The sequence below is a fragment of the Clostridium neuense genome, assembly GCF_045310695.1.
GTDB lineage: Bacteria > Bacillota > Clostridia > Clostridiales > Clostridiaceae > Clostridium_S > Clostridium_S neuense.
Genome location: NZ_JBJIAA010000006.1, coordinates 219,429 through 233,203 on the forward strand (window position 1 = coordinate 219,429; position 13,775 = coordinate 233,203).

Sequence of the window (13,775 nt, forward strand, 5' to 3'; positions counted from 1 at the left end):
TAATTTATATGTAAGCATCGAGAATTTTAGAAGAAAAAAAATATATATCTTTAACACTTTGTACTTTATTTTAATATAATGGATTGTAATGATTTTTGGAGAGATAACTTATGAGAATAGGTATTGATGCAAGAGCTGCAAAATGGTATAGAGGAACAGGCATAGGCACTTACACTTATGAGCTTATAAGCAATATAAATAGATTAGATTCTTTAAATGACTATCTAATTTTTTTGCCAGATACAACTTCTTTTGACATAAACCTCAATAATAATTTTAAGCTTAGGAATATAAATGTTAATATAAGCAATAACTTTTGGGATGAGGTAAATATTCCAAACATACTAAAAGACAATGAGGTAGAACTTTATCACGTTCCTCAAAATGGTGTTGGCCTTCCTATGGATAAAAAATGTAAATTTATAATAACCCTTCATGATATTATTCCATATAAATTGCCAGAGACTGTAAGCAGTGGATATCTCAAAATTTTTAACGAGGAGCTTCCCAAAATAATTCCCCTGTGTGATGGAATAATAACAGTATCCAACTTTTCTAAAAATGATATAGCTAAGGCCTTTAATTTTCCTAAAGATAAAATTTTTGTAACTTACTTATCTGCGGAAGACATCTATAAACCTATTGATAAGCTTAAAAGCCAAAAGATAATAGAAAAAAAATATGGAATAGATTCAGATTTCATATTATATGTTGGTGGGTTCAGCCCAAGAAAAAACATTACTGGAATAATAGAAGCTTTTTCTAAAGTTAGCCACCGATTAAATAAAAATTTAAAGCTTGTAATCGCAGGAAGAAAAGGATTATCCTATTCAAATTATCTTTCTCTCACAGAGAAATTGAATTTGACTTCAAAGGTTATATTTCCTGGCTTTATAAGTCTTTGTGATATGCCATATCTTTATAATAGTGCAGAGCTTCTTGTTTATCCTTCCTTCTATGAAGGTTTTGGACTTCCTCCTTTAGAAGCAATGTCATGTGGTACACCTGTTATAGTTTCAAATTCAACCTCTCTTCCAGAAATATTTGGAGAAAGTTCAGTTATGGTTGATCCACATAATATTAACGCTTTAGGAGAATCAATTTATGAGTGTCTAGAAAATAATATTCTAAGAAAGCAGCTTATTTCAATGGGTTTTAAGCTTTGTAAAAATTTAACCTGGAAGAGCACAGCCTTATCAACTATTAATTCCTACAAATCAGTTTTAAAGTAATAAAAAAATAGAGCTTTGATACTCTATTTTTTTGCTTTTAATTATCATAAAAAATTGTTTTTAAATTCACCTAAAAATTCTATTCTGCTTGTTTCAGCTGAAATCTTATTGTTAAGTCTATTAAAGAACGTATTTTCTCCCCATTCCTTTCTTCTGCTATAATAATCCTTTGAAATATTATAAAAATCATTTGGAAAGCTTAAAAGCGCATATAAAACCTCAAGTTCACTTTTTTTCAAGCTGGTTTCTTTACAATAGCTATCTAATATCAATGCGGCTTTACTTATATCATAATCAAAATTTTTTACTACCTTAGATATAAAATTACATAAATCATGAACCCTTAAATCCACAACAGAATAATCAAAATCTATAAAATATGCTTCTTCATTATTTATAATGATATTATGATGTGCTAAATCATGATGACAAAGCACAATCTTATCCTCTTCACTACAAAGCTTATAATATTGAGTTAATTTTAATTTTTCTAAGCTTTCATCAATTTTATCAATATAGTAATCTACATTTTTTATAAATATGTTATCAAATTCAGTTTTTATCTCATACAAATTTGACATCTTTTTAAAGAATAACATCTCATCCTTTTTTCTCATAAAGCTTTCTATAAAAGTTCCGCAATTGTTTTTTGTTGGAAGATTAGTTCTAAATCCTTCAGAAGCCTTATGAAGCTCACTTAATCCCTGAGCAGCTATTGAAACATCAACAGGATTACTAAATTCGCATTCTCTTCCCTGTATCATATCCATTATGCAGTATAGTTCCCCATTTTTTATATAATACTCTTTACCATCTTTTGTTTTTGCAAAGTTAATAATCCTATTAAAGCTTTTTTTTATATAATTTATAGCAGAAATTATATAATTAAACTCATCTATAGTGTAATTAACTTTTTTCAGCATCTTATCTCCCTTGTCCGTTGAAATAAAAAAGGCCTTTCTAACAGGAACTATATTGTAAACTACAAGCTGAAATTCTTCAAACATATCCGAATCTAAATCATACTTAAGCAGTTCTATATCTTTCCTAGCACCTAAATCAAGCATATTATTACCTCCTAAATAATGCTTTTCCCATCTTTTTTAGCTGCTCTTTCTATTTTTTTCATATAATATTCTTTAGGAAATTTCTCTCCTTCTTTAATATATCTTTTAAACCATTTCATAACTTCTGATGGATATGAAACAAGTGCTTTTATAAAATCTTCACTACAAACATCAAGCTTTTCAATACATATATATTCGTGTATCAATTTCTCCCAGTTCAAATTTACTTTTTCCATTCTTATCTTATCTATAAAATTTATCGCATCTATTTCAAGCATATCAAAACATATATGGTCTATATCTTTTATAAATAACTTTCCATTTTTATATATGTTATCAAAGTAGCAGTTTCCAAGGCACATTTCTTCGTCTTTCATACTTCTTTTTATTAACTCAACATAATTTCTCGATGCTTCTATTATGCAATTTTCACTTCTTTTGATATATTTTAAAAGAAGGTCGTTAAAATCATCTGAAGTATTGTTTTCCCTTGAACTTTTAATGTATCTTTTGGCAAGTCTTATTTCCATTTTATATTTCTCAACTAGCCTTCCAGTTTTATTATCTATATTTTTAATATCATATCCTCTATATTCCTTCAAAATATTGTGAAACTGATTAATTATATAAAACTGATCAATAATGCATTCTTCTGTAATCTGTTTTCTTTCAATCGTATGTGCATCTTTAAAAAAGTTAATACCATTAATCTCAATATATTGTCTTAAAGATATAGTCTTTAAATTATTCACTTAATCACCTTCAATAATTCATACTAATATTTAAGTTTTATATTTAAAAGTCATAAGTTCCTCTAAAAATTCCTGTCTATTTTCTCTATCCTCATTTATTTTTCTTAGCTTACTTATAAAGAATTCTTCCGTCCAAGGCTGTTTTTCCCAATAATACTGTATACCAATCTGCCAGTATGCTTGAGGAAACTCCATAAAAGCAGCCATCAATGGTACATCTGTATTTTCAATATTGTAGATTGAATCATACACATCAAGTATAAAGATAGCTGTTGCCATATCCCATTTTCCATTTTTCATTTTTCTTATCATAACACTTGATAAATCATGAAGATGAGTATCTAAAATACAATAATCGAAATCTATTATATTAATTTGTTTTCGAGAATCAACGAGTAAATTATGATGTGCATAATCGTGATGGCAAAACCCTTTATAATCAATTTCTTTTTCCATTTTGTAAAAATAATCACAACTTGCTAAGTCATCTATAGACTTTTGTGCTCTTATAATTTCTTCTTCCATAATGCTAATGTACATACTATCAAATTCCGTTCTATTTGTCTTGGCTTCTATTCTTTTTTTAAAGTCTAGAATTTCATCAGTTCTTGTTTGAAACTGCTTTATCCATTTTAACCACCCTATTCTTGGTTTCATTTCCTTCGTAATTTCAAAACCTCTGCTTTTTATATGAAGTTTTGCAAGAGCTTCTACAGCTTTAACAAGTTCTATAGTATTCTCATAATCACATAATTTTGAATCTATCCATTTAGTAACATATGAATAGTTTTCTCCAAGTTTTATATAATTTTTTTTGTCCTTGGTAGCAATTATATCCGGAATACTTTCAAGCCCATTTTTAATAAGATGCTCAATAGCTGACACTATAAACAAAAAATGACCAAAATCATAAGGTATTACTTTAAGACAATAGTTTGATGAATCAGTAGTTATTTTATATACGTTTTTTATTTTCTTTATTTCTTTAGCATCAATTCCATAATTATTTCTTAAACTTTCTTTAATTCCACATAAATTAATCATAAAATTTCACCGCTGAAATATTATTAAAATATGCATAGCATATCCTATACATCATTATATGAATATAAACTTTCCTGTGTGATTTAGATTTAAAGCACATTTTATTATAAATATTAATATTATTATATATAGGAAGTTTTTAGGAGAGATTTAAATGAAAATCGGAATAGATGCAAGAGGAATAAATTTATATAGAGGCAGTGGAATTGGAACATATACTGAAAATGTTACTAGAGAGCTTTTAAATATCGACAGTGAAAATTCTTATACCTTATATTGGTACGGAACAGACTATAAGAGCTTCAAGAAAAGTAATTGTAAAATAAATATAATTTCAAAGGGACATCATAACTTTTTTGAAGATGGATATTTACCATATAATATTATAAAAAACAATATAGATATATATCATATACCGCAAAATGGCATAGGCTTAAATGAAGATTTATCCTGCATAAAAATAACAACAATTCATGATTTAATACCTTATGTGATGCCTGAAACTGTTGGCAAAGGTTATCTTCTTAAATTTCTAAAAAGTATACCAATGATTGTTGAAAAATCTGATGCAATAATAACTGTATCTGAATATTCCAAAAAGGATTTACTTAAATTTTTTCCTATAAATCCTGATAAAATATATGTAACTCCACTTGCAGCAAATAGTCACTATAAAATATTAAATAAGGAATATTGTAGCAGTTACCTTTTAAATAACTACAATATAAATAATAAATTTATTCTTTATATTGGAGGTTTTAGCCCAAGAAAGAATGTAAAAGCCCTAATGTATGCTTTTAGTAAAATAAAAAACAGCTTTCTATCGCCAATAAACCTTGTTATAGTTGGCTCAAATAAAGATGATTTGAATAATCTAAAAATTCTTTGTAGCAAACTAAAAATTTCAAAGGATGTCATATTTACAGGCTATGTAAAAGAATCAGAGCTTCCTATTTTTTACAATGCTTGTGAGGTTTTTGTATATCCTTCACTTTATGAAGGTTTTGGGCTTCCACCACTTGAAGCTATGAGCTGCGGAGCTCCAGTAATAACTTCAAACATAACCTCCATACCTGAAGTTGTAGGCGACTGCGGAATTCTTATAGATCCATTTAAAAGCTCCCAAATAGAAAATGCTTTATGGAAGGTTTTAAATGATGAAACACTTAGAAATGCTTTAATAGCTAAAGGATTAAAAAATTCAGCAGATTTCTCCTGGAAGAAAACTGCTGAAAAAACTCTTAATGTATATAATGACGTTTATGAAAAGCAACAGATTAAAACCTGCTAACAAATCTCAAATTTTTTAAGTATCTTTTTTAGATTTTCTGCACTTTTATGAAGTTCCTTTAATTCATCTTCACTAAGTGGAACTTCTATTTTCTTTTGAATGCCTTCATCAGATATAACACATGGAATACTTAGCGCTACATCTTCAATCCCATATTCGCCATTAAGGGTTATAGATACAGGCATAATACTAAGTTCATTAAGCAGCACTGCCCTTACTATACTTGCTACGCTCATAGAAATTCCAGCACTTGTAAATCCCTTTAACTTTAATATGTCATTTCCAACTTCTTTTACTTCATTTAAAATTTCTTCACGATTTAAAGGTGATTTATCCTTTGCAATTACACCATCAAAATTATCTACTAATACACCAGCTATAGATACAAGACTCCATGCTGCAAAAGCACTTGCACCGTGTTCTCCCAAAATATACCCATGAACATTTTTAGTGTCCACAAGATACTTTTTAGCAAGTATTCTTCTAAATCTCGCAGTATCTAGAAGAGTTCCTGTTCCTATTATTTTTTCCTTAGGATACCCAAAATTATTTTGAGCATAGTAAGTTAAAACATCAACAGGATTAGTAACAACTATTATAACTGCATCCTTTGTGTATTGACAAATTGATGTCATCACAGATTTCATTACTTCTATATTTTTACCAGCTAAAGCTAATCTGTCTGTTTTTTCACCCGGTTTAGCACTTGGACCTGCTGATATTATTATTATCTGTGAATCGGCGCAATCTTTGTAGTCTCCAACTCTTACTCTTACATTAGGATTATAGGAAAAAGACGTAGTATGGCTAGCATCAAGAGCTTCTCCTTCAGCTTTATTCTTATTATTATCTATAATAGCAATCTCTGCCACAAGATTTAATGATAAGATTGAATTAAGTATACTTGAACCAACCATACCTGCTCCTATTAATACCACTTTATTCTTTATCGGTTTCATTTTTTACCTCCGTTACAAATACCTACTTATATTTAGGTTCTATAGATTTTTCAAGATCATTCATAATATCTTCTAATTTTTTATTGCTCTTTACATTTTCATTTAAGCTTTTTAAAACTTCATCTCTTACCTCATTATAATTTTCATTATATACAATATTAGAAAATAGCTTAGCTGAATTAATATACCACTTGTACATATCTATATTACCCACATACTGGTTTTTCTTATGTATTTTTTCATAAGTATACGCAGATGTATTACTTGAGCAAAGACCGTATACATTAAATTGATTATACACAGCATTAACATCTCCTGTTACAAACTTTACAAATTCAGAAGCATATTCCTTGTTCTTAGAGGAATCTGAAATCATAAAGTTTGTGCCATCGGTATATGCTGTATCATTTCCTCCATTTTCAAAAGCCGGAAGCCTAGTTAACTTTATTTTACCACTCAAATCAGGATAACTTTTCTCAAGATATAAAACTATCTCTGGAGTAGCAATAAGAGAAATAATACTTCCATTTTGAAATGAAGCAAGAAAATCATTATTATTTACATCAATGCTTATCTCGTTTTTCAAAATGCTGTATATAAATTTATTTGCCTCCATGGCTTTTTTACTATTAACCTCTACTTTACCATCATCATCAAAAAAATTAGTATCAAGTTCATTTAACTGAATATCATATATTTTATTTAAATTTGGAATTAAGGTTAATTTCCTTCCAGAATTCTTTATACTATCCTCAAGCTTTGCATAATCATCCCATGTTTTTATATCATCTGCATTTATTCCTGATGATTTTAATATATCATCTCTATATAACATAAAAACAGGCTTTACATACCAAGGATATCCATATATACTGTTTTTTCTTGATAGATTATTCACTCTATTATTTAGAAAAACGCCTTTTTTTATATCCGAATCTGAGGCCACATTTAAAAATTCATCCGAAAATCCATTGATAAGAGTTGCTGCTCCTTCATCTGTAACCTCAATTACATCAGGAAGCTTCTTTTTATTTGTACAACTATCTATGTATTGACTTACAATATCCTTTGAAGACATAGCAATAACTTTAGCATTTATGTAAGGATACTTTTTCTTAAATAAGCTAATCTGATCATTGATAACATTTTGGTCATTATTACATATCCATACAGTTATTTCTCCAGGTACTTTTGTAGTTTTTTTCTTTTCACTGCTCTGCTTTTTTACATTAGAGGAATTATTCTGGCATCCACCTGCAAAGTTTAACGTAAATAATGCAATTATGAACATCATAAAAATTTTCTTCAATTTGCTTTTCATAATTAATTACCCCACTTTTTATACTATGCAACAATGAGCATACATAGATAGTATATCATATAATTATATTTTTTCATACTTATGAAGTTGATTTAATCCTATATCTATCTACAACTACAAAATCCGTTGTAACATCCATTGGTCCTTGTTTTTTGTCATACTTATTTTTAGCGCTTGGCAAGTTATTTGATTCTAACCATACCTTATCTAAGTTCTGCTTGGAAACACTATAACGATTTCCATCTGAATCAATTACCCCTAAAGAATTTACGTTTTCATAATCGAGCCACTCTTTTTGTATACTAATTTCACAATTATCCAATTGCTCTATAGAAATAGGAAATTCATTAGGAATAATTTCAAACTCCGAGGTGCTATCCTCTTCAAATTCATACTCAATAAAAACTGATAAAATTTCTAGATAGCTATCTGTATTATTTGTAATTTTAAGCTTTAAAAGTATTTCATAAATTGTCCCATTTGAATCACTTACTATTGTACCTTTTCTAAAGCTCTTTTGCTCAACTACATCTGTAGTAATATAAGCAGAAACTGAAAGTTTAGTTTTTTTCCTCCTATAAATCAAAATAAAAGCAGCTGCCAAGGTTAATACAATAACAACTATAATAATACTAATATCTGTCATACCTTTCCTCCCCCCATAAATTAGTTATATATTTAAACATTATAACTTAAAATAGAACTTAATTCTGCCTTTATAAGCTTCATATTTATATTTATTTTCATCATAAACTAAAAGCATTTAAATCTGAATCATAATATCTGAAAAGAAAATATCTTAGATGATAAAAAGCTTTCTACATTTTACATACAATATATGTTATAATAATTAAAACTGAACATTCAGTACTAAAATTAAGGAGAGGTAATAAAAGTTAATGAATAAACCAAATGCACGTGAAAGAATTTTACAAGCAGCAGTTAAAATATTTGCAGAAAAAAGCTTCGAAGGTTCTCGTATTGAAGAAATTGCCAGTGCTGCAGACGTTCCTAAATCTCTTATTTATTATCATTTTAAAAATAAAGATGCAATCTTAGAAGCTCTAACTAAAAACTTTGTTGATGAGTATATGAACATCATAAATAGCACTAGCAGTGAAACCCATAAAGAAAAAGCTAAAAATTTACCAAATCGTATGAAAGATGTTTACTATGAATTTGGGCAAAAAAATGCAGATTTAGTAAGAGTAATTTTTATAGATTCTTTAAAAAAGACAAAAAAACAACCAATAATTTTTAAGGTTATAGAAGCTATGATTAATAAAGAATCAGAAAATAATTTAGGCGAATCATATGACGTTCAAGAAAGAAGAATTGCAGAATTTTTTACAAGTTTTCTTCCAAACTATGCGTATATTTGCTTTGCGGATTCATGGACAAAATACTTTGATATTGATAGACGTCAATTTGACAAATTATATTTAAAAGTATATCAAGAAACTCATGGTGCATACCACAAAAATCACAAGTAAAAATAATTTATTTGTAAAGGAGTTATTATGAATCAAGAAATTATTAGAATTGATTTAGAAGGTGTAAATTGTTATCTACTTAAGGAAAATGACAAATTCATTTTATTTGATACTGGCGGACATTTATTTATGGATAAAATTTTTACAAATAGACGTGAAAAACTTGAAAAAGAGCTTGAAATGAACGGTTGTTATCCTGACAATTTGATTCTTATAGTATTAACTCATGGTGACAATGACCATTCTGCAAATGCCGCTTTTCTTAGGAATAAATATAAAGCAAGAATAGCAATGCATTCAGGCGATGTAAAATTAGTCGAAGCTCCATCATTAGAAGAAATGCTAGAGAATAGCAATTACAATTCAATTATTTATAAAATTATTTTTCAGTTGATGAAAAAGCAATTAAAAAAAATTTCTCAGAAGACACTCAATGATTTTGAAAAATTCAAACCAGATATTATTATCGATGAGGGTGATAGCTTACTAAAGTACGGTTTTCACTGCAAAATTATTCATTTACCTGGACATACCTATGGGTCAATTGGCATCTTAACCGAAGATAACAGCCTAATTGTTGGCGACACATATGCAAATTTAAAAAAGCCCACTGCCGCATTAAATGCTTTAGACTTCTCAATTCTCAGCAAAAGCATTGATAGATTAAAAGCTATGGATATAAAAATGGTATATCCGGGCCACGGTGCACCATTCGAAAGTGGCAGTATCTTTAATAAATCTAAGTGAGAGATTGTGAAAGTATAAAGAATGCAAACTAAATCAGTTCACAATTCACAATGCACAGTTCACAGTTTAGGATGATTTTCTTCCACTTTGCTACAGAAAATCTAAAGCTTATTGCTGACGCCATTTCAAGATAATGCATTATTATATTCGCTTTACCAGCCAAGCATCATACCAGTTTTTTATATAATTTTAGATTTATCTGACGAGAGGAAGATAAATCATCCTTCACTGTGAATTGTGAGCTGTGCACTGTGCAATGATTAAGTTAGTTCACAACATTTTTAACTCGTAAAAATTTAGTTACTAACTAACAAACTTTTCAACCGCTTCCTTTAGTTCCTTCGCCGCTTTTCTAACATCCTTTTTACCAAGTATGGCTGAAATAACAGAAATCCCATCAATACCTGTATCTGCAAGTTTATCTACATTATCTGCACTTACACCACCAATTGCAACAACTGGAATATTAACTTTTTCTACTATTTCTTTTAAAGTTTCAATACTAACATCTGTAGCATCTTTTTTAGTTCCCGTTGGAAAAACTGCTCCTACTCCAAGATAATCTGCCCCATCTTTTTGTGCTTTTAAGGCTTCCTCAACACTGCCAGCTGAAACTCCAACTATTTTATCTTTGCCGACAAGCTTCCTTGCTATATCACAAGGCATATCACTTTGCCCTACATGAATTCCAGCAGCATCAACTGCTAATGCTATGTCTAATCTATCATCGATTATAAGTGGCACATTGTATTTATCTGTAACCTTTTTAATATCTACCGCAATTTTATAAAAATCCATAGTTGAAATGTTTTTTTCTCTTAATTGTACAAGGGTTGTCCCTCCCAATATAGCCTCTTCTACTGCCTGCTCTAACTCAATACCACAAAGTAAGCTTCTCTCAGTTACAAGATACAAACTATAATTAACATACTTCATTTATACTACCTCTCCTCATAAAATCTTCACCTTTAAGCTTAAAAACTTCATCTATAAGTCTTACTCTAAAATTCCCACTACCTTCGGCTTCTGTAAGCTTTTCATATGCTTTTTCTCCTGACATACTCATAGTTAAAATTCCTGCTGCAGCTGCTAATAAATAATCCTTCGTAACACCACAATATGTACCTACAAGCGATGTAGTCATGCAGCCTGTTCCAGTAACAGTTGTAAGCATTTTAGTTCCATTTTTAAGAACCATAACTTTATTTCCATCAGACACATAATCATTCACTCCGGTAATTGCAACAACTGTATTTAAATTTTTTGCACAAACCTTAGCAACTTCTTTTGCATCATCTGTAAGAGTTTCTTCAGAATCAACACCCTTTGAAGCTGCATTCATACCGCATAATATTTTTATTTCTGCTAAATTACCTCTAATTACAGCAAATTTAATTTCTTTTATGAGTCTTAAGGCTGTTTCCTTTCTATATGGTGTTGCCCCCACTCCAACAGGATCTAGTACCACCGGAATCCCAAGTTTATTTGCTCTTTTCCCCGCCTTTACCATAGCTTCTATAGTTCTACTATTTAATGTTCCAATGTTAATTACAAGGCTTGAGGCAATAGACACCATATCCTCAACTTCGTTTATATCATCTGCCATTACTGGAGAACCGCCAACTGCTAAAACTATGTTTGCGCAGTCATTTACTGTAACATAGTTAGTTATATGATGTACAAGAGGTTTCTTCTCCTTTACGCTGCATAAAAGTTCTTTGAATTTTTCATTAACTTCCATTTACTTATATACCTCCAACTAATAAAATATAATAAACCTGTTATTAGCATGCTTGGCAGTGTTGCACCAAATATGAAATCTAATCTTATAAACAAATAATAAACAGCTACTCCTATTGCCCATACTATAACAGCACCAATATTTAACAGAAGTTTGTCCTCTATTTTCGTATGCTTTTTTATTATGAAATAATCTGTTAAAAGTACTGCAAACAATGGAGCAAAAACTGAACCTATTATGTAAAGAAAGTTCGTATAATTGTCCATATTAACTAATAGTGATGCTGCCGTTCCTATTATTGTTATAACTATAGCTGCAGCTTTTTCATTAAACTTTGGAACTATATTTAAAAATGTAACTCCAGCTGAATATGCATCCATAAATGTAGTTGTTACTGTTGAAAGTACAACAATTCCAAAGGCTGATATTCCAAGATTTGCAGCAAGCATCATAGTGGAAGGATCAGGATTTTTTGAAACAATAGCTGCTCCAAGACCTATAATAAACATCCAAGAGCTTCCAATAAAATATCCTAAAAAGCTGCCAAAAGCACCTTCTTTTTCGCTTTCTGCAAATCTTGTATAGTCTGCAACCATAGGAAGCCATGAAAGAGGCATTGCAATTACAAGTTCAAGTGCACTTCCAAAAGACATACTTCCACCAGAAGGTTGCGAGAAAAGTTTTCCACTTCTAAAAACAACCCAGCCAAGTACAAGTGTAAGTGCAAACAAAAGCACTACTGCTAAAGTATTAATTTTTTTAAAGCCAGTCATTCCAAAAGCTATAACCAGTATAATAAGCACTGCTGTAAGTACACTCCAAAGTGGAATATTATTTATAGACCACATTGTTTTACTTATTAAATTTAAGGACTGAGCACAGGAATTTATCATAACTGCTGTCCAACCAAGAAGCTGAAGCACATTTAATATTGAAAACAAATATGTGCCATACAAGCCAAAAGATATTCTTGTAGAGGTAATTGCAGGGACTTTCTCACGAGTACCGATTATACCTGCAAATATAAATATTGCTGTACCAATAAGATGCCCGAGTATTATTGCAATTAATCCCTTTTTAAAGCCTAAAGCAGCTATTGATCCACCTGTTAAAATTTCAGCTATAGAAATAGCCGCACCACACCATAAAAGTGCAAAGTCCCAAAAATACAATTTATCTTTCGTTTTACTCATAATTTAATCCAGCCTTTTTATATAATGTATAAAAATGATTAGTTGGCCCTGAGCCATGTCCTATAGAAAGTGAATGCTCTATAGCAGTTGTTATGTACTTTTTAGCATTTTCTACAGCTTCCTTTATATTCATTCCCAATGCTAAATTTGATGCTATTGAAGAAGAAAGTGTGCAGCCTGTACCATGAGTATTTTTTGTATTAATTCTCTCATTCTTTAAATAAACAAAATTTTTACCATCATATAAAACATCCGTAGCATCACCAGTTAAGTGCCCACCTTTTATTAATACATTTTTAGGTCCCATATTATATATTATTTTCGCTGCCTTCTCCATATCAGAAATAGTTTCAATCTTAATATTTGCTATTATTTCTGCTTCTGGTATATTAGGTGTTACCACTGATACGATTGGTATAAGTTCTTTTATAAGCGTCTCAACAGAATTTGGATTCATAAGAGAATATCCTGATTTTGATACCATAACAGGATCTAAAACAACATTGCGTGGTTTGTACTTTCTTAGCTTCTCTGAAACTACATTTATACCTTCAATTTCGGATATCATGCCTATTTTTACTGCATCAACTTCAATATCGTCAAAAATAGCATCAATTTGCTTTCCAATAATATCTGGACTTATATTTTGAACATCAATAACTTCCTTAGTATTTTGAGCTGTAACCGCTGCTATTACACTCATTCCAAAAACTCCATGTGCTGAAAATGTCTTTAAATCTGCTTGAATGCCTGCACCACCACTAGAATCTGAGCCAGCAATTGTTAATACCTTTTTCATAGATAAGTTCCTCCTTTTTTATTCTTGTATCTCGGAGGAAAATGAACTTGGAAATAGAATTGAATATGCCTAAGCTTATATGCATTCTTAATGAAATTATGCAAATAAAAAATGCTTACTTTTTAGGTAAGCATTT

14 protein-coding genes are annotated in these 13,775 nt (G+C 29.9%); 4 read left to right on the forward strand and 10 right to left on the reverse strand.

The annotated features are described in order from the left end of the window. The first annotated feature begins 110 nt into the window (after positions 1 to 110). Positions 111 to 1,232 (forward strand): glycosyltransferase family 4 protein, encoded by a 1,122-nt coding sequence (locus tag ACJDT4_RS08990; protein ID WP_406787220.1) that lies wholly within the window; start codon positions 111 to 113, stop codon positions 1,230 to 1,232. A gap of 44 nt (positions 1,233 to 1,276) precedes the next feature. Here the strand turns inward: ACJDT4_RS08990 and ACJDT4_RS08995 are convergent, their stop codons facing one another. Genes ACJDT4_RS08995 through ACJDT4_RS09005 form a run of 3 tightly spaced genes read right to left on the reverse strand, consistent with a single transcriptional unit; the run spans position 1,277 to position 4,095 of the window. After that, positions 1,277 to 2,299: a CotS family spore coat protein gene (locus tag ACJDT4_RS08995; protein ID WP_406787221.1), complete on the reverse strand. Its 1,023-nt coding sequence runs from the start codon at positions 2,297 to 2,299 to the stop codon at positions 1,277 to 1,279. A gap of 11 nt (positions 2,300 to 2,310) precedes the next feature. After that, the gene (locus ACJDT4_RS09000) at positions 2,311 to 3,051 is read right to left on the reverse strand and encodes a hypothetical protein (RefSeq protein ID WP_406787222.1); all 741 of its coding nucleotides are present in this window, start codon (positions 3,049 to 3,051) and stop codon (positions 2,311 to 2,313) included. Positions 3,052 to 3,081: 30 nt separating this feature from the next. Then, complete coding sequence (locus ACJDT4_RS09005) at positions 3,082 to 4,095, reverse strand: CotS family spore coat protein (protein ID WP_406787223.1); 1,014 nt, start codon at positions 4,093 to 4,095, stop codon at positions 3,082 to 3,084. A gap of 154 nt (positions 4,096 to 4,249) precedes the next feature. On the opposite strand from ACJDT4_RS09005, the gene ACJDT4_RS09010 reads away from it, so the two are divergent. Beyond that, entirely contained in the window at positions 4,250 to 5,386 is a 1,137-nt protein-coding gene (locus ACJDT4_RS09010; RefSeq protein ID WP_406787224.1) for a glycosyltransferase family 4 protein, read from the forward strand. Here ACJDT4_RS09010 and ACJDT4_RS09015 read toward each other — a convergent pair. From ACJDT4_RS09015 to ACJDT4_RS09025, 3 genes are all read right to left on the reverse strand, one after another. Further along, positions 5,383 to 6,345: an L-lactate dehydrogenase gene (locus ACJDT4_RS09015; protein ID WP_406787225.1), complete on the reverse strand. Its 963-nt coding sequence runs from the start codon at positions 6,343 to 6,345 to the stop codon at positions 5,383 to 5,385. The two genes, ACJDT4_RS09010 and ACJDT4_RS09015, sit on opposite strands and share 4 nt — an antisense overlap. 22 nt (positions 6,346 to 6,367) lie before the next feature. Then, entirely contained in the window at positions 6,368 to 7,666 is a 1,299-nt protein-coding gene (locus ACJDT4_RS09020; protein ID WP_406787226.1) for an ABC transporter substrate-binding protein, read from the reverse strand. 79 nt (positions 7,667 to 7,745) lie between these two features. Continuing rightward, positions 7,746 to 8,312, reverse strand: a complete 567-nt coding sequence (locus tag ACJDT4_RS09025; RefSeq protein ID WP_406787227.1) for a hypothetical protein — start codon at positions 8,310 to 8,312, stop codon at positions 7,746 to 7,748. Positions 8,313 to 8,565: 253 nt separating this feature from the next. Between ACJDT4_RS09025 and ACJDT4_RS09030 the strand changes: the two genes are divergently transcribed. Both ACJDT4_RS09030 and ACJDT4_RS09035 read left to right on the forward strand, forming a co-directional pair. Continuing rightward, positions 8,566 to 9,159, forward strand: a complete 594-nt coding sequence (locus ACJDT4_RS09030; protein WP_406787228.1) for a TetR/AcrR family transcriptional regulator — start codon at positions 8,566 to 8,568, stop codon at positions 9,157 to 9,159. Positions 9,160 to 9,186: 27 nt separating this feature from the next. After that, on the forward strand, positions 9,187 to 9,906 hold the full coding sequence (locus ACJDT4_RS09035) for an MBL fold metallo-hydrolase (RefSeq protein ID WP_406787229.1): 720 nt from the start codon (positions 9,187 to 9,189) through the stop codon (positions 9,904 to 9,906). A gap of 303 nt (positions 9,907 to 10,209) precedes the next feature. On the opposite strand, the gene thiE is transcribed toward ACJDT4_RS09035, so the two are convergent. From thiE to thiD, 4 genes are read right to left on the reverse strand one after another with little or no spacing between them, the layout of a single operon-like run. Next, positions 10,210 to 10,842, reverse strand: coding sequence for a thiamine phosphate synthase (gene thiE, locus ACJDT4_RS09040; protein ID WP_406787230.1), 633 nt, complete (start codon positions 10,840 to 10,842; stop codon positions 10,210 to 10,212). Then, a complete protein-coding gene (gene thiM / locus ACJDT4_RS09045) occupies positions 10,829 to 11,647 on the reverse strand; it encodes a hydroxyethylthiazole kinase (RefSeq protein WP_406787231.1) in 819 nt (272 codons plus the stop codon). The genes thiE and thiM overlap by 14 nt, the downstream gene beginning before the upstream one ends. Then, on the reverse strand, positions 11,605 to 12,840 hold the full coding sequence (gene cytX, locus ACJDT4_RS09050) for a putative hydroxymethylpyrimidine transporter CytX (RefSeq protein ID WP_406787232.1): 1,236 nt from the start codon (positions 12,838 to 12,840) through the stop codon (positions 11,605 to 11,607). The genes thiM and cytX overlap by 43 nt, the downstream gene beginning before the upstream one ends. Continuing rightward, positions 12,833 to 13,639 (reverse strand): bifunctional hydroxymethylpyrimidine kinase/phosphomethylpyrimidine kinase, encoded by an 807-nt coding sequence (gene thiD, locus ACJDT4_RS09055; RefSeq protein ID WP_406787233.1) that lies wholly within the window; start codon positions 13,637 to 13,639, stop codon positions 12,833 to 12,835. The genes cytX and thiD overlap by 8 nt, the downstream gene beginning before the upstream one ends. Positions 13,640 to 13,775 lie beyond the last annotated feature (136 nt).